Origin of the sequence: Stenotrophomonas sp. GD03958, assembly GCF_029839005.1 — a bacterium.
Taxonomy (GTDB): Bacteria; Pseudomonadota; Gammaproteobacteria; order Xanthomonadales; family Xanthomonadaceae; genus Stenotrophomonas; species Stenotrophomonas hibiscicola.
Map to the genome: position 1 here is coordinate 1 of NZ_JAOBZT010000059.1, position 21700 is coordinate 21700.

At 66.9% G+C, this 21700-nt stretch carries 21 protein-coding genes; 15 read left to right on the top strand and 6 right to left on the bottom strand.

Going from position 1 to position 21700, the window contains the following annotated elements; genetic code table 11:
* Positions 1 to 249 precede the first annotated feature (249 nt).
* From N5C25_RS15620 to N5C25_RS15630, 3 genes are all read right to left on the bottom strand, one after another.
* Positions 250 to 1152: a sulfurtransferase gene (locus N5C25_RS15620; protein WP_058979483.1), complete on the bottom strand. Its 903-nt coding sequence runs from the start codon at positions 1150 to 1152 to the stop codon at positions 250 to 252.
* Positions 1149 to 1952 (bottom strand): CoA pyrophosphatase, encoded by an 804-nt coding sequence (locus tag N5C25_RS15625; RefSeq protein ID WP_058979482.1) that lies wholly within the window; start codon positions 1950 to 1952, stop codon positions 1149 to 1151. The genes N5C25_RS15620 and N5C25_RS15625 overlap by 4 nt, the downstream gene beginning before the upstream one ends.
* A 216-nt stretch (positions 1953 to 2168) precedes the next feature.
* Positions 2169 to 2870: an FKBP-type peptidyl-prolyl cis-trans isomerase N-terminal domain-containing protein gene (locus N5C25_RS15630; protein WP_005408797.1), complete on the bottom strand. Its 702-nt coding sequence runs from the start codon at positions 2868 to 2870 to the stop codon at positions 2169 to 2171.
* A gap of 168 nt (positions 2871 to 3038) precedes the next feature.
* On the opposite strand from N5C25_RS15630, the gene N5C25_RS15635 reads away from it, so the two are divergent.
* The 15 genes from N5C25_RS15635 to rnt all read left to right on the top strand — a co-directional run bounded on the left by N5C25_RS15635 (position 3039) and on the right by rnt (position 16100).
* Complete coding sequence (locus N5C25_RS15635; RefSeq protein ID WP_262212557.1) at positions 3039 to 3821, top strand: enoyl-CoA hydratase-related protein; 783 nt, start codon at positions 3039 to 3041, stop codon at positions 3819 to 3821.
* A 4-nt stretch (positions 3822 to 3825) separates the two neighbouring features.
* Positions 3826 to 4179 carry a hypothetical protein gene (locus N5C25_RS15640; protein ID WP_279937243.1) on the top strand — a complete coding sequence of 118 codons (354 nt, stop codon included), beginning with the start codon at positions 3826 to 3828 and terminating at the stop codon, positions 4177 to 4179.
* The gene (gene nth, locus N5C25_RS15645; RefSeq protein ID WP_279937244.1) at positions 4179 to 4868 is read left to right on the top strand and encodes an endonuclease III; all 690 of its coding nucleotides are present in this window, start codon (positions 4179 to 4181) and stop codon (positions 4866 to 4868) included. The genes N5C25_RS15640 and nth overlap by 1 nt, the downstream gene beginning before the upstream one ends.
* Before the next feature lie 196 nt (positions 4869 to 5064).
* Positions 5065 to 6276 (top strand): OprO/OprP family phosphate-selective porin, encoded by a 1212-nt coding sequence (locus N5C25_RS15650; protein ID WP_049411264.1) that lies wholly within the window; start codon positions 5065 to 5067, stop codon positions 6274 to 6276.
* A 222-nt stretch (positions 6277 to 6498) separates the two neighbouring features.
* Complete coding sequence (gene pstS / locus N5C25_RS15655; RefSeq protein ID WP_005415897.1) at positions 6499 to 7515, top strand: phosphate ABC transporter substrate-binding protein PstS; 1017 nt, start codon at positions 6499 to 6501, stop codon at positions 7513 to 7515.
* Between the two features lie 409 nt (positions 7516 to 7924).
* Positions 7925 to 9013: a phosphate ABC transporter substrate-binding protein PstS gene (gene pstS, locus N5C25_RS15660; protein WP_058979476.1), complete on the top strand. Its 1089-nt coding sequence runs from the start codon at positions 7925 to 7927 to the stop codon at positions 9011 to 9013.
* Positions 9014 to 9095: 82 nt separating this feature from the next.
* Positions 9096 to 10064, top strand: coding sequence for a phosphate ABC transporter permease subunit PstC (pstC, locus tag N5C25_RS15665; RefSeq protein WP_019659079.1), 969 nt, complete (start codon positions 9096 to 9098; stop codon positions 10062 to 10064).
* Positions 10064 to 10927 carry a phosphate ABC transporter permease PstA gene (gene pstA, locus N5C25_RS15670; protein ID WP_005415894.1) on the top strand — a complete coding sequence of 288 codons (864 nt, stop codon included), beginning with the start codon at positions 10064 to 10066 and terminating at the stop codon, positions 10925 to 10927. The genes pstC and pstA overlap by 1 nt, the downstream gene beginning before the upstream one ends.
* Before the next feature lie 19 nt (positions 10928 to 10946).
* Positions 10947 to 11777 (top strand): phosphate ABC transporter ATP-binding protein PstB, encoded by an 831-nt coding sequence (gene pstB / locus N5C25_RS15675; protein ID WP_005408788.1) that lies wholly within the window; start codon positions 10947 to 10949, stop codon positions 11775 to 11777.
* Positions 11778 to 11842: 65 nt separating this feature from the next.
* Positions 11843 to 12550 (top strand): phosphate signaling complex protein PhoU, encoded by a 708-nt coding sequence (phoU, locus tag N5C25_RS15680; protein WP_005408787.1) that lies wholly within the window; start codon positions 11843 to 11845, stop codon positions 12548 to 12550.
* A 259-nt stretch (positions 12551 to 12809) separates the two neighbouring features.
* Positions 12810 to 13166: a hypothetical protein gene (locus N5C25_RS15685; RefSeq protein ID WP_058979473.1), complete on the top strand. Its 357-nt coding sequence runs from the start codon at positions 12810 to 12812 to the stop codon at positions 13164 to 13166.
* A complete protein-coding gene (locus N5C25_RS15690; protein WP_251102608.1) occupies positions 13153 to 14028 on the top strand; it encodes a DUF692 domain-containing protein in 876 nt (291 codons plus the stop codon). The genes N5C25_RS15685 and N5C25_RS15690 overlap by 14 nt, the downstream gene beginning before the upstream one ends.
* The gene (locus tag N5C25_RS15695; RefSeq protein WP_058979470.1) at positions 14021 to 14776 is read left to right on the top strand and encodes a putative DNA-binding domain-containing protein; all 756 of its coding nucleotides are present in this window, start codon (positions 14021 to 14023) and stop codon (positions 14774 to 14776) included. The genes N5C25_RS15690 and N5C25_RS15695 overlap by 8 nt, the downstream gene beginning before the upstream one ends.
* A 31-nt stretch (positions 14777 to 14807) precedes the next feature.
* Positions 14808 to 15329, top strand: a complete 522-nt coding sequence (locus tag N5C25_RS15700; protein WP_058979468.1) for a DoxX family protein — start codon at positions 14808 to 14810, stop codon at positions 15327 to 15329.
* A gap of 120 nt (positions 15330 to 15449) precedes the next feature.
* Positions 15450 to 16100 (top strand): ribonuclease T, encoded by a 651-nt coding sequence (gene rnt / locus N5C25_RS15705; RefSeq protein ID WP_019659084.1) that lies wholly within the window; start codon positions 15450 to 15452, stop codon positions 16098 to 16100.
* Between the two features lie 95 nt (positions 16101 to 16195).
* Here the strand turns inward: rnt and N5C25_RS15710 are convergent, their stop codons facing one another.
* The 3 genes from N5C25_RS15710 to N5C25_RS15720 form a co-directional block, all read right to left on the bottom strand.
* Positions 16196 to 19222, bottom strand: a complete 3027-nt coding sequence (locus N5C25_RS15710; RefSeq protein ID WP_058979466.1) for a ligand-binding sensor domain-containing diguanylate cyclase — start codon at positions 19220 to 19222, stop codon at positions 16196 to 16198.
* Positions 19223 to 19399: 177 nt separating this feature from the next.
* Positions 19400 to 20809 carry an ATP-binding protein gene (locus N5C25_RS15715; RefSeq protein ID WP_021204122.1) on the bottom strand — a complete coding sequence of 470 codons (1410 nt, stop codon included), beginning with the start codon at positions 20807 to 20809 and terminating at the stop codon, positions 19400 to 19402.
* A 6-nt stretch (positions 20810 to 20815) separates the two neighbouring features.
* Positions 20816 to 21544 (bottom strand): response regulator transcription factor, encoded by a 729-nt coding sequence (locus tag N5C25_RS15720; protein WP_019659087.1) that lies wholly within the window; start codon positions 21542 to 21544, stop codon positions 20816 to 20818.
* Positions 21545 to 21700: the final 156 nt, after the last annotated feature.

Here is a 21700-nt window from a genome sequence, read left to right on the forward strand (position 1 = left end):
TGGCGGCTGTGCGTTCGGGCGCTTGCGAAGCAGTGCTTCGCAAGCAAAGCGCCCTCACCCATGTAAGCTCGGTCGGCCCCGCAACCGGACCCACCCCGCCTTCGACAGATTTCTGCCGCTGTTGGTGGGTGCCGACCTTGGTCGGCACGGGGTCGGATCCCGTGGCGACGCAACGGGCTCTGACCCGGATTTACGCTCGATAGGGTCAGAGCCGTTTTCCGTTGGAAAACGGCTCCGACCCCGCGCTTCTCAGGCGCCGGTCGCCACCGGGCGGCTGCTGTCGCTCACCCAGCCGCTCCAGGAGTCGGCATAGATGCGCGCGCCGCTCAGTCCTGCGCTTTCCATCGCCAGCAGCAGGTGGCAGGCGGTCACGCCGGAGCCGCACATCAGCACCACCTGCTGCGGATCGCGGTTGCCGATCACGCCCTGCAATTCGGCGCGCAGTTCCTGTGCATCGCGCAGGCGGCCGTCGGCGACGTTCAACGCAAACGGGCGGTTGACCGCGCCGGGTACGTGGCCAGCGACCGGGTCCAGCGGCTCCACTTCGCCGCGGAAGCGTTCACCTGCGCGTGCGTCGACCAACCAGCCCGGTGCATGTTTCAGGCGCGCGGTGATTTCATCGGCGCTGGCGACCTGGGTGGTGTCGAAGCGGCCCGGGTAGGCAGGCAGCGCTGTCACTTCACCCTGTCCCGTCGCCAACGGATGCCCTGCGGCCTGCCACGCGGCGATACCACCATCGAGCACAGCCACCTTGGTGTGCCCGATCAGGCGCAGCAGCCACCACAGGCGCGAGGCGGCCATGCTGCCGTCGCTGCCATCGTAGACCACCACCTGGGTGTCGAGGCCGATGCCCCACTGCCCCAGTTTCGCGGCAAAAGCATCGCTGTCGGGCAATGGGTGACGGCCATGGCCGATGCGGCCGAGATCGGACAGATCGCGATTGAGATCGGCATGCACCGCAGTCGGGATGTGCCCTGCCAGGTACTGGCCGCCCGCAGCCTGCGGGTCCGCCAGCGAAGCACGCGCATCGACCACGCGCACGGCGGTACTGGCGGTCGCACGGGCGTCGACCACGCGTACGCCTTCGCCCAGTGCAGCGGCCAGGGTGTCGACATCGACCAGGGTGGTCCACGGCTGCTTGATCGGGTTCATTGCACTTGCTCCAGGCGGCGACGCAGGTTGTAGAGGATGGCCGCGGTCGCCCCCCAGATGCGCTGGCCGGGCCAGCCATACTCAAGGACGTGGCGGATGCGGCCGCGATGATTGATTTCGACCTGGCGCAGGCTGTCAGGGGCCATCAGGTAGTCCAACGGCACCTCGAACACTTCGGCCACTTCACTGGGCTGCGGCACCGGCACGAACTCCGGATCGACCACCGCCACCACCGGCGTGACCCGGTAGCCGGTGATCGTCACGAAGGGGTCGAGATAGCCAAGTGGCTGCACCTGGCCGGGCGCCAATGCGATTTCTTCCTGGCTCTCGCGCAGGGCGGCCGCCAGCGCGTCGCGGTCATCGGGTTCGGTGCGGCCACCGGGGAACCCGACCTGGCCGCCATGTGTACGCAGGGTTTCAGTGCGACGGGTGAGGATGACCTGCGCGCCGTTGGCGCGCGGCACGATGCCGGCCAGCACCGCCGCCTCCACAGGCGGCCCCGGTGGCAGCAGGTCGATCAGCTCGCTGCGGTTCCAGCCGTCGCCGGCCGGCGGTTCGGCCAAAGGATGCAGTGCGCGCACCAAGCGCTCGTGGTCGGCCAGCGATCCGCGTAGCGATTGCTGCAATTGTGCACGCAACGGTTGCACGCGGTGCAGGATGCGGCTGCGTTCCTCGTTGTTCATTGACGACCACCGCGCGATTTCTTCGAGATGCCGCCCGCAGCCGGTGCATTGCCGGTCCGGATCCAGCGTGCACACTCCGATGCAGGGACTTGCGACAACACGCGCCGTTTCTTCCATTGTTTGCACCCGCCAACAGTAGCGCGATCGGGCTGAATTTGCGCGGGTGGCCCGGCCGGACGGTAGAGTCGACTGTCAGTCGACTCGCGCGCGCAGCGCGGGCGTTTCCCCGATGTGACCCAAGAGCGGTCGACTGACAGTCGTCTCTACCGTCAGCACTGCGCAAACAAAAACGCGCCGGTGGGGTCACCGGCGCGTTTGGTTTACTGCTTCGATTTACTTGACGCTGACCAGCTTGATCTCGAACTGCACAGCCACGTTCGGCGGGAACGGGGTGCGCGGGTCCGCACCGTAGGCCTGGTCCGGCGGCAGGGTGACTTCCCACTTCGAGCCTGCCGGCATCTGCAGCAGGGTCTCGCGCATGGCCTTCATTTCGACTTCGCTGACCTTGATCGACGGGATCTGCTGGGCCGGGCGGGCTTCGGTCGGGCGCTGGCCGTACGGGAACGGACCGGCCACTTCCAGCTGCACGGTGCTGGCCTGGGTCGGCTTGGCACCCTTGCCGGCTTCGATCACGCGGTACTGGACGCCGCTCGGCAGCGACTGCACGCCGGCCTTGGCTTTGTTCGCCGCGATGAACTGATCGCTCTTGGTCTTGTTTTCGGCAGCAGCCTTCTCGTACTCGGCCTTGGCAGCCTGGGCACGGCCCTGCTCGCGCTTCTGGAACGCTTCAACGGCCGGCTTCAGCTGCTCGGCGGTGATCGCCGGCTGCTTCTTGGCGTAGGCATCCTGCAGGCCCTTCACCACCGAGTTGATGTCCAGCTGCTCACCACGACCGGTCAGCTCCGCCAGGTTGTTGCCGTAGTCGTAACCGAAGTAGTAGCTCAGCTTGCCCTTTTCGGACGAGACGTCCTGGGCGAAGGCATTGCCCGTCAGGGCCAGGGCCGCGACGGCGACCGCGATAGAACGCAACTTCATCAAACAGTTCTCCAGGGGTGGTAACTCAGGGACGTTCTGCGCCGCCCTGAGGCGACGGGTTAGGATAACGGGCGCAACGTGTAACCGCTACTCACGATGCAGGCTATGACCCGCCTGCGTTTGCAGAGTTCAATATCACTTTTTTTTAACGTTTCAGGAGTTTTCCCCGTGGCCGATGCCCTGATCGCTGTCTACGACGACGGCGCCATCCGCACCGTGACCGTCCAGCGCCCGGACAAGCTCAACGCCCTCAACGCCGCGACCCTGCAGGGCCTGGCCGATGCCTTCAGGGACGCCGCCGCCGATCCGGAGGTGCGCGTCGTGGTATTGACCGGGGCGGGCCCCAAGGCGTTCGTGGCTGGCGCCGACATCGCCGAGATGAACACACTCAGCGCGGTTCAGGGACGTGATTTCTCGCTGTTGGGCCAGGCCCTGATGCGCCAGATTGAACGGATGCCGAAGCCGGTCATCGCACGCGTGAATGGTTTCGCACTGGGCGGTGGACTGGAACTGGCGATGGCCTGCCATCTGCGCATCGCCGCAGATACCGCCAAGGTCGGCCAACCGGAAATCAACCTCGGCCTGATCCCCGGCTTCGGCGGCAGCCAGCGGCTGCTGCGCCTGTGCGGCCGCGCCACCACCCTGGAGCTGTGCCTGCTGGGGGCGCCGATCGCCGCCGCGCGTGCGCTGGAACTGGGCATCGTCAACGAAGTGGTGCCCGCCGACGCGCTGGACAATCGCGTGCAGGACATTGCCCGCCAGCTGGCACGCTCGGCCCCGCTGGCCCTGCGTGGCCTGCTCGATGCGGTGCACGTGGGCGGCGAATGCAGCCTGGACGCGGGCCTGGAGTACGAAAGCGCGCAGTTCGGGCTGCTGTTCGCCACCGAAGACATGCGCGAAGGCACCAGCGCCTTCCTGCAGCGTCGCCCACCCGCTTTCCAGAACCGCTGACGGCATGACTTCCCGACCCGATCCCGCCCAGTTGTTTGCCCGGGTCCAGGCGGACGATATCGATGGCGCGCTGCAGGCCGGGCTGATGGACTACGTCGCCCAGCCTGGTGATGACCGGCTGCTGCCCGGGCACCCGGATCTTCCGCATCGCCTCGGCCAGGCCCAGCAACAGCTGCGTCGTGCCTGGGCCGCGCGCGAACGCTACCGCGCCCGAGCGGTGCGCCTGGCCCGCCGCGAAGCCGAACGTGACGCGCGGCGCACGCCCGCCCCGGCGCCGGACGTGAAGCCCGCCCTGCCCGCCGCGGCAGCCGCCATCCTCGCCCGGGCCAAGGCCCGCGCCAGCGGCAAGGAGCAGTAATGGCGACCACGAAGAAAACCGCACGCGCCCCGGCGCGGCGTGGCGGCACGATGCCGCGCGCCGACGTGGTGGAGATGTTCACCCGCCTGCGCGAACTCAACCCGCACCCGAAGACCGAACTGGAGTACAGCTCGCCGTTCGAGCTGCTGGTGGCGGTGGCGCTGTCGGCGCAGGCCACCGACGTCGGCGTCAACAAGGCCACGCGCCGATTGTTCCCGGTCGCCAACACCCCGGCAAAGATCCTTGCGCTCGGTGAGGACGGGCTGAAGCAGTACATCTCCACCATCGGGCTGTTCAATGCCAAGGCGAAGAACGTGATCGCCACCTGCGCGATCCTGCTGGAGAAGCATGGCGGTGAAGTGCCGCGCGATCGCGAAGAACTGGAAGCGCTGCCGGGCGTGGGCCGCAAGACCGCAAACGTGGTGCTCAACACCGCCTTCGGCGAGCCGGTAATGGCGGTGGACACGCACATCTTCCGCGTCGCCAACCGTACCGGCCTGGCCCCGGGAAAGAATGTGCGCGAAGTGGAAGACAAGCTGGTGAAGGTGATCCCCGCCTATTTCCTGCTCGACGCGCATCACTGGCTGATCCTGCACGGACGTTACGTGTGCAAGGCGCGCAAGCCGGATTGCCCGGGCTGCGTGATCGCCGACCTGTGCCGGTTCAAGGACAAGACCGCGGCCGAGTGACGGCCGCATCCATGCAGGGCGTGGATCGACTGCAACCAAGGCGCAATCCGGGCGTCATACGCAAACGGTTTCAATGGCAGGCCCTGCCGTGACGGGGCCTGCGGTGGATGTCTGTCGCGCGTGAACTGTCACATTTACGCAATCTTTACCTTCTAGCCTGCGCGCATCTTCCCACCTGCCTGCAAGGCTCCTCTCCATGAAACTGCATCACCAACTCCTGACGGTGGCCGTGGCTGCTGCGCTGTATGTGCCGGCTGCACACGCCGAAGTCGCCATCGACGTGATCGGCGGTTCGGAAATCACCTTCGAAGGCCTGGTCCAGGCCGACGGCAACTGGTTCCACAACGATGTGGTGGACCTCAACGGTGGCGACGCCGGCAACGGCAAGAACAGCGAATTCGAACTGCGTCGCGCCGAGCTGGTGCTCAAGGGCAAGGGCCCGGGCAACGTGGAGTGGGTGGTCGGCTATGACGCCAAGGCCGACAAGTTCCTCGACACCAACGTGAAGTACAAGCTGCTGGGCAACGCCAACCACTTCCTGCAGCTGGGCCAGTTCAAGCAGCCCAACAGCCTGGAAGAACTGTCCAGCACCAAGAACAACGATTTCATTTCCAAGGCAGCGGTCACCAATACCTATGCCATCGCCCGCCGCCTGGGCGGCGCGTACAGCTACGGCCAGGACAACTGGTCGGTGACCGCCAGCGCCTTCGGCCGCGAGCTGACCCGCAACCTGGCCCACGGCAGCGGCTACGGCGCGCGTGGCACCTGGGCCCCGATCAATGAAAAGGGCCAGGTCCTGCACTTCGGTCTGAGCTACGTCAACTACGACGCCGACGCCGACACCCTGCGCGTGCGTGCGCGTCCGAATGCCGACCTCGCCACTGCCCGCCTGGTCGACAGCGGCAACCTGACCGACACCGACCGCGTCAGCACCATCGGTGCCGAAGCGATGTACTTCCAGGGCCCATTCAAGGCCCAGGCCGAGTACTACACCAGCAAGGCCAAGCGCTACGACCACGACAACTACACCAGCGACGGCTACTACATCAGCGGCGTGTGGAACGTCACCGGCGAGACCTGGAGCTACAAGGGCGGCACTCCGGGCACCGGCCTGCCGAACAACCCGGCCGGCGGCCAGTGGCAGCTGGGCGTGCGCTACGACCACATGGACCTCAATGACGGCAACCTCGCCGCCAATCCGGTCGCCGGTCGCCCGCCGATCGTCGATGGCGTGCTGGGTGGCAAGATGGACATCTGGACCGTGGGCGCCAACTGGTACCTGCGTTCCAACTTCAAGCTGATGCTCAACTACGTGATGGTCGACAGCAAGAAGTACAGCTCCACGGCGCGCGGTTTCGTCAACGACGATCCCAACATCCTGGAAGCCCGCGCGCAGTTCTTCTGGTAAGTCCCGCCACCTGCATTGAACCGCGAAGGCACGGCACCGGCCGTGCCTTCGTCGTTGCATCGGCACCCGCGCTGCCCAGCCGGCGCAGCGGACGTGACATCCCTCATGACGCGTGTCACGCCCGCGTCATATGACAGACGCGGGCGTGTCACGCAACCGTTATGGAATGTGCACCGAAACGTCGGGCAACCGCCCTTCGACCACCACCCCAGGAGTCTCCCCGTGATCCACGCCTTCAAGTCGCGCGCCGCTGTCGCCATCCTGGCTGCATCGTCCGTGTTCGCCGCCAACGCCGCCGATATCACCGGCGCGGGCGCATCGTTCATCTACCCGGTCATGTCCAAGTGGTCGGCCGACTACAGCGCTGCAACCGGCAACAAGGTCAACTACCAGTCCATCGGTTCCGGCGGCGGTATTGCCCAGATCAAGGCCAAGACCGTTGATTTCGGCTCTTCCGACGCGCCGCTGAAGCCGGAAGACCTGGCTGCTGCAGGCCTGGCGCAGTTCCCGTCGGTGATCGGTGGCGTGGTGCCGGTGGTCAACGTGGCCGGCATCGCGCCGGGCGCCCTGAAGCTGGACGGCGCCGTGCTGGCCAACATCTTCCTGGGCAAGATCAAGACCTGGAACGACCCGGCCATCGCCGCACTGAACCCGGGCGTGACCCTGCCCAACGCCAAGGTCACCGTCGTGCATCGTTCGGACGGCTCGGGTACCACCTTCAACTTCGTCAACTACCTGTCCAAGGTCAGCCCGGAGTGGAAGAGCTCGGTCGGTGAAGGCACCTCGGTGCAGTGGCCGGCCGGCATCGGCGGCAAGGGCAACGAAGGTGTTGCCGCCTACGTGAAGCAGATCAAGGGCGGCATCGGCTATGTCGAACTGTCCTACGCGCTGCAGAACAAGCTCTCCTACACGGCGATGAAGAATGCCGCCGGCAAGTTCGTGCAGCCGAGCGACACCTCGTTCGCTGCCGCTGCCGCCAGTGCCGACTGGGCCAACGCCCGCGACTTCTACCTGGTGATGACCAATGCGCCGGGCGCCGAGTCCTGGCCGATCACTGCCACCAACTTCATCCTGGTGCAGAAGACGCCGAAGAATGCTGCCAATGGCAAGGCGACCCAGGAATTCTTCCGCTGGGTCTACAAGAACGGCGATGCCCAGGCCCGCCAGCTGGACTACGTGCCGCTGCCGGACAGCCTGGTCCGCCAGATCGAGACCTACTGGTCGCAGAACCTGAAGTAAGCGCGTTCCCCCGCAGGAACGGGGGCGGCGGGTCCTCTCTCCCCCGCCGCTCCCACCCGGGCGCGAGATCCTCGAGATCTCGCGCTCTTCTTGTTCTTGGGGATGCGCCTGACTCTGTAGAGCCGAGCCAGGCTCGGCTGCGCTCTGGAGCGTGCGGACCAACGGTCCGCAGCTACCGAGGGCAGGGAACAACCGAGCGCGGGCTCGGCTCTACCTTGCACCGGCCGTCATATCAGTGCGCAGATCCGGGGTTTCTGGGCAACTGCCGGATCGGCGCCAACCCTGTGAAACCCTTGTCAGAACGTGATCCAGGGCACCTCTGTCATGGTCGTAATACGGCTGTAACAAAAACATCATTTCATAGCCGCATCCGCCGACCGCGTCGGCTCTTCCCCGCTATGGAGTGACCATGAAACTGCACTCGGCCGGCCTTGCCGCCCTTTCCCTGGCCATCGCCCTGGGCCTGTCGGCCTGCGGTGGCGACAAGCAGGCCGCGCAGCAGCCGGCCACCGACGGTGCCGCTGCCCCGGCCGCTACCGGTGCCAAGGTGACCGCCGAAGTGTCCGGTGCCGGCGCGTCCTTCATCTTCCCGCTGGTCTCCAAGTGGTCGGCCGACTACAACGCCAGCACCGGCGCCAAGATCAACTACCAGTCGATCGGCTCCGGCGGCGGCATCGCCCAGATCAAGGCCGGCACCGTCGACTTCGGTTCGTCCGACAAGCCGCTGAGCAGCGAGGAGCTGGCCCAGGCCGGCCTGGCGCAGTTCCCGTCGGCCATCGGCGGCGTGGTGCCGGTGGTCAACATCGAAGGCCTGGAAGCCGGCAAGCTGCGCCTGAGCGGCGCCCTGCTGGCCGACATCTTCCTGGGCAAGGTCAAGACCTGGAACGACCCGGCCATCGTCGCCGCCAACCCGGGCGTGAAGCTGCCGGACGGCAAGATCACTCTGGTCCACCGTTCGGACGGTTCGGGCACCACCTTCAACTTCTCCAACTACCTGTCCAAGGTCAGCCCGGAGTGGAAGAGCAAGGTCGGCGAAGGCACCTCGGTGCAGTGGCCGGACGGCGTCGGTGGCAAGGGCAATGAAGGCGTCGCTTCCTATGTGAAGCAGATCAAGGGCTCGATCGGCTACGTCGAACTGGCCTACGCGCTGCAGAACGGCATGCCGTACACCGCCATGCAGAACGCGGCCGGCAACTGGGTCGAGCCGAGCGCGGAAACCTTCGCCGCCGCGGCCGCCAGCGCCGACTGGGCCAGCGCCAAGGACTTCAACCTGGTCATCACCAATGCCCCGGGCGAGCAGGCGTGGCCGATCACCGCCACCAACTTCATGCTGATGCAGAAGAAGCCGAAGGATGCCAAGCGCAACCAGGACACCCTGGCCTTCTTCAAGTGGGCCTTCGAGAACGGCCAGGCGCAGGCCAACGAGCTGCACTACGTGCCGCTGCCGGCCGAACTGGTCAAGCAGATCGAGGCCTACTGGGCGACCGACCTGAAGTGAGGGACTCGACGGTGCCCGCCCCGCGCGGGCACCGCTTGTTCCACGCCGTGCCGCCCCGCCCCTTCCTGGCCCAGCCGTCCCCATGAATGCCATCGCCCAGCCTGTAGCCGCCCCGTCCACGCGTGATGCGCGTGATGCCCGCAACGACACACTGTTCCGATGGGTGCTGGTCGGCACCGTCATCTTCGTCCTGATCGCCCTGGCCTGCGCCGCGCTGTCGATGCTGTGGGGCGGTCGCCATGCCCTGCAGATGCAGGGACTGAGCTTCTTCTTCTCCGCCGACTGGAATCCGGTCGAAAACAAGTTCGGCGCTCTGGCTCCGATCTACGGCACCCTGGTCACCGCCGTCATCGCGATGGTCATCGCCGTGCCGGTCAGCTTCGGCATCGCCTTCTTCCTCACCGAAGTCGCGCCGCGCTGGCTGCGTGGCCCGGTCGGTACCGCCATCGAACTGCTGGCCGGCATCCCTTCGATCATCTACGGCATGTGGGGCCTGTTCGTGCTGGTGCCGGTGATGACCGAGTACGTCACCCCGTTCCTCAACGAGACCCTGGGCGAATGGCCGGTGATCGGCCCGATGTTCCAGGGCCCGCCGCTGGGCATCGGCATGCTCACCGCCGGTTTCGTGCTGGCCATCATGGTCATTCCGTTCATCTCCTCGGTGATGCGCGAAGTGTTCCTGACCGTGCCGACCCGCCTGAAGGAATCGGCCTATGCGCTGGGCTCCACCAAGTGGGAAGTGAGCTGGGACATCGTCCTGCCCTACACCCGCTCGGCGGTGATCGGCGGCATCTTCCTCGGCCTCGGCCGCGCCCTCGGCGAGACGATGGCGGTGGCCTTCGTGATCGGCAACAGCGTGCGCCTGTCGCCGTCGCTGCTGGAACCGGGCACCACCATTGCTGCGCTGATCGCCAACGATTTCGGTGAAGCCACTGAAACCTACCGTTCGGCCCTGCTGCTGCTCGGCTTCGTCCTCTTCATCGTCACCTTCGTGGTGCTCGCCATCGCCCGCTTGATGCTGATGCGCCTGTCCCGCAAGGAGGGCAACTGATGTCCACCACCGCTGATTCGCTGTACCTGCGCCGCCGCATCGGCAACGTCGTTGCGATCACTGCGTCCTGCGCCACCGCCCTGTTCGGCCTGTTCTTCCTGGGCTGGATCCTGTTCACCCTGGCTGCCAAGGGCCTGGCCGGCATCAACTGGGATCTGTTCACCAAGATGACGCCACCGCCGATGCAGGACGGCGGCCTCGCCAACGCCTTCTTCGGCAGTGCCGTGATGTGTGCACTGGCCATCGGCATCGGCACCCCGCTGGGCGTGCTGGCCGGCACCTGGCTGGCCGAGTATGGCAACGCCCGCAAGGCCGGCACCGTGGTTCGCTTCGTCAACGACATCCTGCTGTCGGCGCCGTCCATTGTGCTGGGCCTGTTCGTCTACACGCTGTATGTAATGCAGACCGGCGGCAATTTCTCGGCGTTCGCCGGCGCCCTGTCGCTGGCCTTCATCGTGCTGCCGGTGGTGGTGCGCACCACCGACGAGATGCTGCGCCTGGTGCCCTCGCAGATGCGCGAAGCGGCCCTGTCGCTGGGCATCCCGCAGTGGAAGGTGATCGTGCAGGTGCTGTACCGCAGTGCCTCGGCCGGCATCATCACCGGCATCCTGCTGGCGCTGGCCCGCATCTCCGGCGAGACCGCTCCGCTGCTGTTCACCGCCTTCGGCAACCAGTACTGGAACAACAACATCTTCCAGCCGATGGCTTCGGTGCCGGTGGTGATGAACCAGTTCGCCGGCAGCCCGTACGAATCCTGGCAGGTACTGGCCTGGGCCGGTGCCCTGGTGCTGACTGTCTTCGTGCTGCTGGTCAGCCTTGCCGCCCGCGGCATCCTGCTGCGCAACCGTATCTCCCATGACTGACCTTTCCGTGGACAACGCCATGAACGACCTTTCCAACGCCGTGCCGATGCAGCGCATCGCCGTGCCGTCCTCGCACGAGAGCCTGCACACGCCGTCGCCGGTGAAGCTGGCTGCGCGTGGACTGGACTTCTACTACGACAAGTTCCACGCCCTGAAGGGCATCAACCTGGAAATCCCGGAAAAGCGCGTGACCGCGCTGATCGGTCCTTCCGGTTGCGGCAAATCGACCCTGCTGCGCATCTTCAACCGCATCTACGCGCTGTACCCGAAGCTGGAAGCGCGCGGTGAGGTGCTGTTGGACGGCGAGAACATCCTGTCGCCGAAGTACCCGATGAACCGCCTGCGCAGCAAGGTCGGCATGGTGTTCCAGAAGCCGGTGCCGTTCCCGATGACCATCTTCGAGAACGTGGCCTACGGCATCCGCCACCACGAGAAGCTGAGCAAGGCCGATATGGCCGACCGCGTCGAGCAGGCACTGCGCCAGGGTGCACTGTGGGACGAAGTGAAGGACAAGCTGGGGCAGAGCGCGCTGGGCCTGTCCGGTGGCCAGCAGCAGCGCCTGTGCATCGCCCGTGCCGTGGCGCTGCGCCCGTCGGTGCTGCTGCTGGACGAGCCGACCTCGGCGCTGGATCCGATCTCGACCAGCCGCATCGAGCAGCTGGTGGAAGAGCTCAAGCACGAGTACACCATCGTCATCGTCACCCACAACATGCAGCAGGCCGCGCGCGTTTCCGACTACACCGCCTTCATGTACCTGGGCGACCTGATCGAGCACGACCGCACCGAAGTGATCTTCTCGCAGCCGTCGCAGCGGCAGACCGAGGACTACATCACCGGTCGCTTCGGCTGATCGACGCTGATCCTTCGCCACATGTCCCAGCCAGGCACGGCCTGGCTCCACCCGGATTGCAGACCATGAACCTTCCCAACGACCACATCGTCAAGAGCTACGACGAAGAGCAGCAGCGCCTGGTGGCCGAAATCGTGCGCATGGGCGAGATGGCCGTCGCCCAGCTCGAAGCGTCGATGGACGTGATCGAGAAGCGCGACGAGAACGCCGCCCATCGCATCATCGCCAACGACGAAGCCATTGATGCGCTGGAGCAGCAGATCAGCCATGACGTGATGCGCCTGGCCCTGCGTGGCCCGATGGCGCGCGACCTGCGCGAGATCCTCGCTGGCCTGCGCATCCCGGCCGACATCGAACGCATCGGCGACTATGCAGCGAACGTGGCCAAGCGTTCGATCGCGCTGGGCAAGGTGCCGCCGCTGCCGCAGATCCAGGGCCTGCGTGCGCTGGGCCGCCTGGCCGCGCAGCAGGTCCGTCGTGCCATTGCCGCCTACCGCGACAATGACGCCGACGCCGCACTGGAACTGCGCGAGGACGACGCCCGCCTGGACGCACAGTACACCGCGCTGTTCCGCGAGCTGCTGACCTACATGATGGAAGACCCGCGCAACATCACCCCGTGCACGCACCTGCTGTTCATGGCCAAGAACCTGGAGCGCGTGGGCGACCACGCCACCAACATCGCCGAGAACGTATGGTTCCTGGTGCACGGGGAGCAGCCGCTGCCGCCGCGCGAGAAGCGCGACGAGACCTCCAGCACCGGCCAGCCCTGACGCTGCACTGCAACACCGGAGTCGACTCCAAGGTGGCCGCTGTCCTGGTGACAGCGGCCTTCTTGTTTCTGGGCGTTCCGGCGATTCATCCACGCATGGCGTGGATCCACCGGGAACCGTGTTCCCCTTCTGTAACAAACCTCACGAAAATTTGAGGTCTTGGCGAGGATTCGTTGAGTAGGATCGCGGCACCATCGTTTCCACCGGCATCCCTGCCGGCCACCCGGGCACCCGCCCACACCACCCAGGAGCACGACCGATGAGCAGTTCCAACAAGACCCTGTCCCTGCTGACTGCTACCGCCCTGGCCGCCGGCCTTGGCATCACCGCCAATGCCTCGGCGCTGAGCATGAGCGACCTGGCCCAGGGCTATCTGGTGGCTGGCCAGGCTGCCAAGGCCAGCACCGATGCCAAGGGCGCCGAAGCCAAGACCTCCGCAGAGGCCGCCAAGCATGCCGAAGGCAAGTGTGGCGCAGATGGCAAGTCCGCCGAAGGCAAGTGCGGCGCCGACAAGGGCAAGGCTGCCGGTGCGGCAGCAGGCGCCAAGGCTCAGGCCGGCGACAAGAAGGCCGCCGAAGGCAAGTGTGGCGAAGGCAAGTGCGGTGGCAAGCACTGAGGTCCGCGCCAGCATCGCCAACCTGCGGTCGCCGCTTCGTGCGGCGGCCGTCGGGTTGGGGCTGCGCCGGGCGCTGTTGCAGGAGCTGCGCGATGCACCGGCTAGCGATTTCGATTTCCTCGAATGCGCGCCGGAGAACTGGATCCATGTCGGCGGCCCCGCCGGTGACGCACTGGCCGAGCTGGCACAGCGCCATCCGCTGAGCTGCCACGGCCTGTCCCTGTCGCTGGGCGGCACTGCGCCACTGGATACGCAGCTGTTGGAGCAGGTTGGCCAGTTCCTGGAAAAACACCGCGTGCCGCTGTACAGCGAACACCTGAGCTACTGCAGCGACGACGGCCACCTGTACGACCTGCTGCCGATCCCCTTCACCGATGAAGCGGTGCGCCATACCGCCGCACGCATCGCCCGCGTGCAGGACGTGCTGGGTCGCCGCATCGCGGTGGAAAACGTGTCCTACTACCTGGCACCGGAACCGGCGATGGACGAACTGGCCTTCACCAACGCCGTGATTGCCGAAGCCGACTGCGACCTGCTGCTGGACGTCAACAACGTCTACGTCAACGCCTGCAACCACGGTTACGACGCCGACGCGTTCATCGCTGGCCTGCCCGCAGACCGCATCGTCTGCCTGCACGTGGCCGGGCATCTGGACGAGGCACCGGACCTGAAGATCGATACCCACGGCAGCGCGGTGATCGACCCGGTCTGGGAGCTGCTGGCACGCACCTATGCGCGCATCGGCGCTCGCCCCACCCTGCTCGAACGCGATTTCAATTTCCCGCCCTATGCCGAACTGCGCGGCGAACTGCAGACCATCCGCCGCCTGCAGGCCGTGCACGCGGAGGCGGCATATGGCTGATACCCCCGCCACGCTGCGTGCGCAGCAGCACGCATTCACCGCCTATCTGCGAGATCCCCAGGGCGTGCCGCCACCGGGCGGGCTGGAGCCACGGCGCGTCGCGGTCTACCAGCGGCTGCTGTTCAACAACCTGCTCGGCCTGTTGAGCAACGGCTTTCCGGTCTGCGTGCGCCTGCTCGGCGTATCAGCCTGGAGCGGACTGGTGCGCCACTACTTCGCAACCCATCGCTGCCAGACGCCGCTGTTCACCGAACTGGCCGCCGAATTCGTGCAGTGGCTGCAGGCACAGCCGCAGCTGCCACACCCTGCGCTGGCCGAACTGGCCCACTACGAGTGGGTGGAAACCGCGCTGTACCAACTGGACGCCGAACCGCTGCCGGTCGTAGCGGACATCGACCCGCTGCGGGTGCCGCTGCAGCGCTCACCGCTGGCGTGGCCGCTGCTGTACCAATGGCCGGTGCACCGCCTCGGCGCCGAGGACGCACCTACCCAGTTGCCGGCCGAGCCGACCGGCCTGCTGGTGCGTCGCGAGGCCGATGGCGAGGTGCGCTTCGCCGTACTCAGCCCGCTGGCGGTGTACCTGCTGTCCAGCATCGGGGAGCAGCCCGGCCTCGATGGACATGCCTATCTGAAGCAACTGGCCGCCGCGCATGGCCTGGCCGAACAAACGCTGGCCGAACCCGGTGCCGCGCTGCTGCAGCAGTTCCTGCGGGCCGGCGTGATCGGCCCTTTGACCGCACCTGCCTGACGCCTCCCTTCCCCGCCCCGGAGATGCACCGATGAAGCTTCCGCCCCTGGCCACCGCGCGTGGCCAGCTGGACCGTCTCGCCCCCTGGTTGGCCCCGCTCGGCCTGCGGCTGCTGCTGGCCTGGGAATACTTCGAATCCGGCCGCGAGAAACTGCAAGGCCAGAACTGGTTCGCCGATCTGCAGGACGCCTTCCCGTTTCCGTTCAACCAGCTGCCCGCTGCCCTGAACTGGCAACTGGCCACCTGGTTTGAACTGCTCGGCGCAGCCTGCCTGCTGTTCGGCTTTGGTACCCGTTTTGCCGCTGCCAGCCTGCTGGTGCTGACCGTGGTGGCCACCTACGCCGTGCACTGGCCAATGCAATGGAACTCGTTGGGCGACCTCGCCATGGGCTATGCGATCACTGACCAAGGCTTCGGCAACTTCAAGCTGCCGGTGCTGTTCATGGCGATGCTGCTGCCGCTGGTCTTCACCGGCGCAGGCAGGCTGAGCGTGGATGCGTTGCTGTGGCGGTGGCATCCGTCGGGTACGACGGCACGTCCCGCGGTCCGGTAGATGCCGACCTTGGTCGGCGCATCGCGTGCGAACCAAGGCTGGCACCTACCGGGTTCTGCCACGGTGGCGGGCATGGGCTGCGTGGCCGGGCGCTCAGGGTCGCTCTGCTAGAATTCACGCATGACCGACCCCATTCCCGCACCTGCCGCCGCTCCCGATTCCGCAGTATCCCAGGCGCAGCGCGCGATGTCACAACGCTTCCGCGGTTTCCTGCCGGTGGTGGTGGATGTGGAAACCGGCGGCTTCGACAGCCAGCGCAACGCGCTGCTGGAAATAGCCGCAGTGCCGATCGAGATGGACGAGAACGGCCTGCTGTACCCGGGCCAGACCGCCAGCGCCCATGTAGTGCCGGCCGAAGGCCTGGAGATCGACCCGAAGTCGCTGGAAGTGACCGGCATCATCCTCGACCATCCGTTCCGGCTGGCCAAGGAAGAAAAGGCCGCACTGGACCACATCTTCACCCCGGTGCGCGCAGCAATGAAGAAATACGGCTGCCAGCGCGCGATCCTGGTCGGCCACAACGCCCATTTCGACCTTGGCTTCGTCAACGCCGCCGTGGCCCGCACCGGTCACAAGCGCAACCCGTTCCATCCGTTCAGCGTGTTCGACACGGTCACCCTGGCCGGCATCGCCTACGGGCAGACCGTGCTGGCGCGCGCCGCCACGGCCGCCGGGCTGGGCTGGGATGCCAACGAGGCACACAGCGCGGTGTATGACACCGAACAGACCGCGCGGCTGTTCTGCACCATCGCCAACGCCTGGCCGCGGTAAGGCAGCCAACGGCGCAACCGCATCCACGCAGTGCGGACCAACGGTCCGCACCCACCACTCACCGCACGGTGGATCCACGCCATGCGTGGATGCGATCAACCAATACTCGTACGATCGCGGCCATCGCTCTTGGCGCGGTACAGTGCACGGTCTGCGCGCTGGTACAGCAGCGCCGGGGTGCGGTCGTCGGCATCGAGCTCCACCAGGCCCGCGCTGAAGGTCACGCGCAGGCCTTCCACACCGGCCCAGTCCGGGTGGTCATGGAACAGGCCGCGCAGGCGTGCGCACAGCTGTGCGGCCTCTTCCAGGCGGGTGTCGTTGAGCAGCAGCGCGAACTCTTCACCGCCGGTGCGCGCCGGCAGGTCCGAATCGCGGCAGGCCGCAGCGATCAAGCGCGCCACCTGCACCAGCACGGCATCGCCGATGCTGTGGCTGTGGCGGTCGTTGACGTCCTTGAAGTGGTCGATATCCAGCACCACCAGGCACAGTGGATGACCACTGCGCTGCGAACGGGCGAAGTCGCGGGCAAGGGTTTCGTCGAAGGCGCGGCGATTGGGCAGGCCGGTCAGTGCATCCTCGCGGGCCTGCCGTTCAAATGCCTCAGCCTGGCGTGCCAGGCGCTCGGCCAGTTCGGTCTTTTCCTGGTTCAGCGCCTGCAGGTGCACGGTCTTGGCCTGCAGGTCGAAAGTTGCTTCGTCCACCCGCCGTGCCAGGCGCAGGTTGCTGGCCTTCAACTGCTGCAGCAGCAAGCGGTACAGCGCCACCAGCCCGGCCAGCAGCACCAGTGCCCCCAGCACCTGCACGCTGCGTCGCTGCCACCAGAACGGCTCCACGGTGAAGCTCCACACCGCCTCCTGCTGGCCCCAGCTGCCACCGGGATGTGCCGCCGCCACGTGCAGGGTGTATTCGCCCGGCGGCAGGCCGACGAACTCCACGCTGCGCTGCGGGCCGCGCTCGACCCAGCCGGCATCAAGCCCATCCAACCGCGTGCGGTAACGGATCCGGTCAGACATCAGGTAGCTCAGGCCGACATAGCTGACCGCCAGGCGGCGGCCGCCGGGAATGGCGTTGCGATCCGGTCCTTCCCAATGCACCGGCGCGCCATCCACCTGCACGCTCTCGATCGCGGCGGGCGGCGATGGCCGCTCGCGGAAGCGCTGCAGGCGCTGCGGATCAACCGTGCTCAGGCCACCGGCAGTCACCACCCAGAACGTGCCGTCCTGGCGCAGGATCGCCGAAGGCCCCGAGCTGCCGTTGGCCTGCGCATTGGTCATGCCGTCGATCTCGTTGTAGCGCTCCACCATCACCCGGGGTGCTCGGCCATCGGCCACCGCGTTCAGGGTAGCCATGTCGGTGCGCAGCACGCCTCGGTTGCTGCTGACCCACACGTTGCCAAGACGATCAGGCACCAGCTGGAACACCGCGTCCACCGGCATACCCTGCTCGAGCCCCACCCGCGCCAGCATCCCGTTCCGCCAGCGGTACAGGCCACGGTCGCTGCTGATCCACATCGCGTCGCCCAGCTGGTGGAAGCCGAACACGCTGCGGCCACCGCCCATCGGCGCGAGGTCGATCGACTGCACGTGGTCGCCGCGCAGCACGCGGATTCCCTCGATGGTGCCGATCCACAGGTTGCCCTGATGATCGTGCTCAAGCGCGGTGATCAGGCCCCCGGGCATGCCCGCCATGCTTGATACCTGCACACGGTCGCCGTCGATGCGGACCACGCCCTTCTGCGTGCCGGCCCAGACCACGCCCTGCGGGTCTACGCTGATCGCGCGGATGTTGCCGCCCGGCATGCCATCGGCAGCGGCGTAGTTGTGCCGCAGCCGGCCGTCGGGACCAAGACGGTAGACGCCATCGCCGAACGTGCCGACCCACAGGTCACCGTCCGGTCCCTGCGCCAGGCTGAGCACCGAAGGTGCCTTGCCACCGCGGTTGTGCAGGGGCATCGCACGGAAGCGGCCGTCGGCCGTCTGCAGATCGAGGCCGCTGGCGCTGCCCACCCAGAGCTGGCGGTCGCGGTCCTCGAACACGGTGCGCACATAGTCGCCACTGAGCCCATCGCGCTCGGTGTAACTGCTGAACAGCGTTTCGCGCAGGCGGTACAGCCCGCCGTTGGCGCCCACCCAGATGCTGCCCTCGGCGTCCTCGCGCAGGCTGACCACGCGTCCGCCCGGCAGGTTCAGGCCTGCCGGCAGCCGCTCCAGGCCATGGGCGGAGATGCGCAGCAGGCCCTGGTTCTCGGTGCCCAGCCAAAGGTCACCATGGCGATCCTGCAGCATCGAGGTCATGTGCAGCTGTCCCGGCAGACGGTGCATCAGCACCAGCTGGTCATCTTCCACCCGGTACAGGCGCTCGCCGGCGACGATCCACAGCGCACCATCCGGCGCACGGTAGGGCCATGAAAGACCACTGCCGGCCCCCAGTCCCCAGGCTGCGGGCGCGCGTTTGAGCACGCCGTCGTTGTCGCGCAGCACCAGGCCGTCCAGCGTACCGACCCAGACCCGGTCCTGCGCATCGACCACCAGCTTGGTGAAACTCATCGCCATCGGAAGGTCGGCCGCCGGCGCCTGGTAGACGATGCCATTGTCCGGTGTCAGATAGCCGATGCCCTTGCCCTCGTACAGCAGCCACAGCCGGCCCTGGCTGTCCATCTGCATGGACTGGATCAGCACCTGCGGCGTATCGGCCTGGTGCTCCCAGACGCGCCACTGGCCATCGCTGCCACGGTGGCTGACGTTGCCGCGCGAATCACTGATCCACAAGCCACCCTGGCGGTCGACGAACAGCGCGCCGATGCCGTTGTCGCGCAGGCCCGGGCGGGTGCTGCGGTCGAACACGGTGAAATCCAGGCCGTTGTAGCGCACCAGGCCTTCCCAGGTCGCGAACCACAGGTGGCCTTCGGGGGTCTGCGCGATGTCACGCAGCGAGTTGTGCGGCAGGCCATTGCGCGAGGTCCATACATCAATGGCATAGTCGCGCAGCGGCGGCGCCCCTTCCTGCGCAGCCACCGGCAGCGCGAGGGCCAGCAGCAGGCACAGCAGGCCCTGTCGCAGCCATCGACCGATATCTGATCCGCGGCGCTCCGCCCAGCGCCGGATGTCCCCCTGTGCGGCCATCAGTGCAGCGGCGGCGGCCAGGCAGGGCTGCCGTGCCTGGCAGCGTGCGGGAACAGCCGGGCAGCGCGGAGCGGCATGCCGGCGGGAACGGGCTGGCTCATCGGGGGGGAACTGGGAAGTTGGGCAGATGATAGGCCAAAGCCGGCCCACCGCGTCACCATCGCCAGCTGCGAAGGCTCAGCCGGCGCGCCCCGGCGGCGTCACCTGGGCGCTGGCCGGCCACTGCACCACCGCCTCCAGCCCGCCTTCGGCACGGTTGCGCAGCCACAGCCGCGCCCCATCCTTCTCGGCCAGGGCGCGGGCGATGGTCAAGCCCAGCCCGGCCCCGCCGGTCTGGCGCGAACGCGAGGTTTCCACCCGCACGAAGGGATCAAACACCGCCTCCAGCTGCTCCTCGGCCAGGCCCGGGCCATCATCGGCCACCACCACGGTGATCGCACCCCCACTGCGCTCGACCCGTACCCGCGCCCGTTGCGCATACATCACCGCATTGTCCACCAGGTTGGAGAACAGGCGGTGCATGGCCAGCGGGCGCAGCATCAGCACCGCCCCGCTGCCGCCTTCGAAGACCACATCGGCGCCGCCTTCGGCGGTGTCCTCGACAATGCTCTCCAGCAGCGAATCCAGGTCCAGTGCTGCACGCTGCTCGGCACTCTCGGCACTGCGGGCCAGCTCCAGGCCCTCGCGTACCAGTGCCTGCATCGCGGCCAGATCGCCAATCAGGCGCTCACGCAGGGCCTCGTCGCTGACATTCTCCAGCCGCAGCCGCAGCCGCGTCAGCGGCGTCTGCAGATCGTGGGTGATCGCTGCCAGCATCTGCGTGCGCTCGGCCAGGTGCCGCTGCAGCCGGTGCTGCATGGCGTTGAAGGCTTCGGCGGCGCGCTGCACTTCGCGCGGCCCGCGCAGCGGCAAGGGATCGCGCTGCAGGTCGTCGCCCAGGTCTTCGGCGGCAGCGGCCAACTCCTGCAGCGGCGCGCTTGCAATGCGCGCGACGATATAGGCCAGCACCGCGATCGCCAACACCAGCAGGGTCAGGAACCACGGGTCAACGGCGAGGATGCCGTTGTGCGCTACCGCCGGCGAATCCAGCGCCAGCTTCAGCAGCGTGCCATCGGTGAGCGTTACGTCCACCGCGCGGCACTTGGGCGGAATGAACGCCGGATCACGCTCGCGCGGGTGCTTGCGATGCCCGGGCGGCGGCGGCGGCAGCAGTTCCTGCAGCTTGGGGATGCAGGAGCGGAATGAAGCGAAGTGCACGTGCGCGCGTGCGACCGGGCCTGGCCGGTCATCCAGCACTTCCATCAGAGCTGTATCGGCCCGCCCCAGGCGCGCGCCGGGTTGCAGGGCGCGGACGCTGGGCCCACCGATCTCGAGCAGGCGCTCGCGCAGTTCCGGATTGCCGTCCAGCAGGTTGACGTAACCCTGCAGGCGGTCGGCGATGCGGTTCAGGTTCTGCCGCTCGAACTCCTGCTGCCGCTTGGAGGTGGCGAGCATGGTCGCGCCGATCGCGGCCACGCTCATGCCCAGCAGCAGGATCACGAACAACCGCCCGACCATCGAGGACAGGAAATGGCGCAGGCGTTTCATCGCGGCCTATTCCAGGTTCACCGAGGAGGCCAGTACATAGCCTTCGTTGCGAACGGTCTTGATCAGCCCATCCGGGCCACCGTCGTCGCCCAGCTTGTTGCGCAGCCGGCTGACCTGCAGATCGATGGCACGGTCCTGTGCCTCGTAATTGCGCCCGCTGCTGAGCGCGACCAGCTGCTCGCGCGACAGCACCTTGTTGGCATGGGCAATGAACACCCGCAGCAGCCGGAACTCGGCGCCGGACAGCACCACCACGCGGTTGTCCGGGTCAACCAGATGGCGGTGTTCCAGGTCGAACACCCAGCGCGAGAAGCGCGCACGGCGAATCGCCAATGGCTCCAGGTTGGCCGGCAGCGCCTCGGTCCGGCGCAGCACATTGCGGATGCGCGCCAGCAGCTCGCGCGGCTCGAACGGCTTGGCCAGGTAGTCATCGGCGCCCATCTCCAGGCCCAGCACGCGGTCAATCGGCTCGGCACGAGCCGTCAGCATGATCACCGGCGTGTTCGAGCGCGCGCGCAGGTCGCGGCACAGGGTCAAGCCATCCTCACGCGGCAGGTTGAGGTCGAGCACGATCAGGTCCACGTGCTCACGGTCCAGCAGCTGGCGCATGGCGGTGCCATCAGCCGCCGTGCTCACCTGGTAGCCGGCGCGGCCGAGCTGCTCGGCCAGCAGGGTGCGGATGTCATTGTCGTCGTCGACGATCAGCAGTCGATGCATCGTGTTTTCAGTCTCCATGTCGCGATCATCCCGTGTCGGCAGCTGAACCGCATCCGGGGCAATGCGTACCAGTGTATCCACCGATGGTCGGGATACCTGTGGTTACGCCTGTTTGCCGACAGTGTTACATAGAGACATACCCCGAGGATTGAGCCGCCTGTCGCCCGGTCTTCA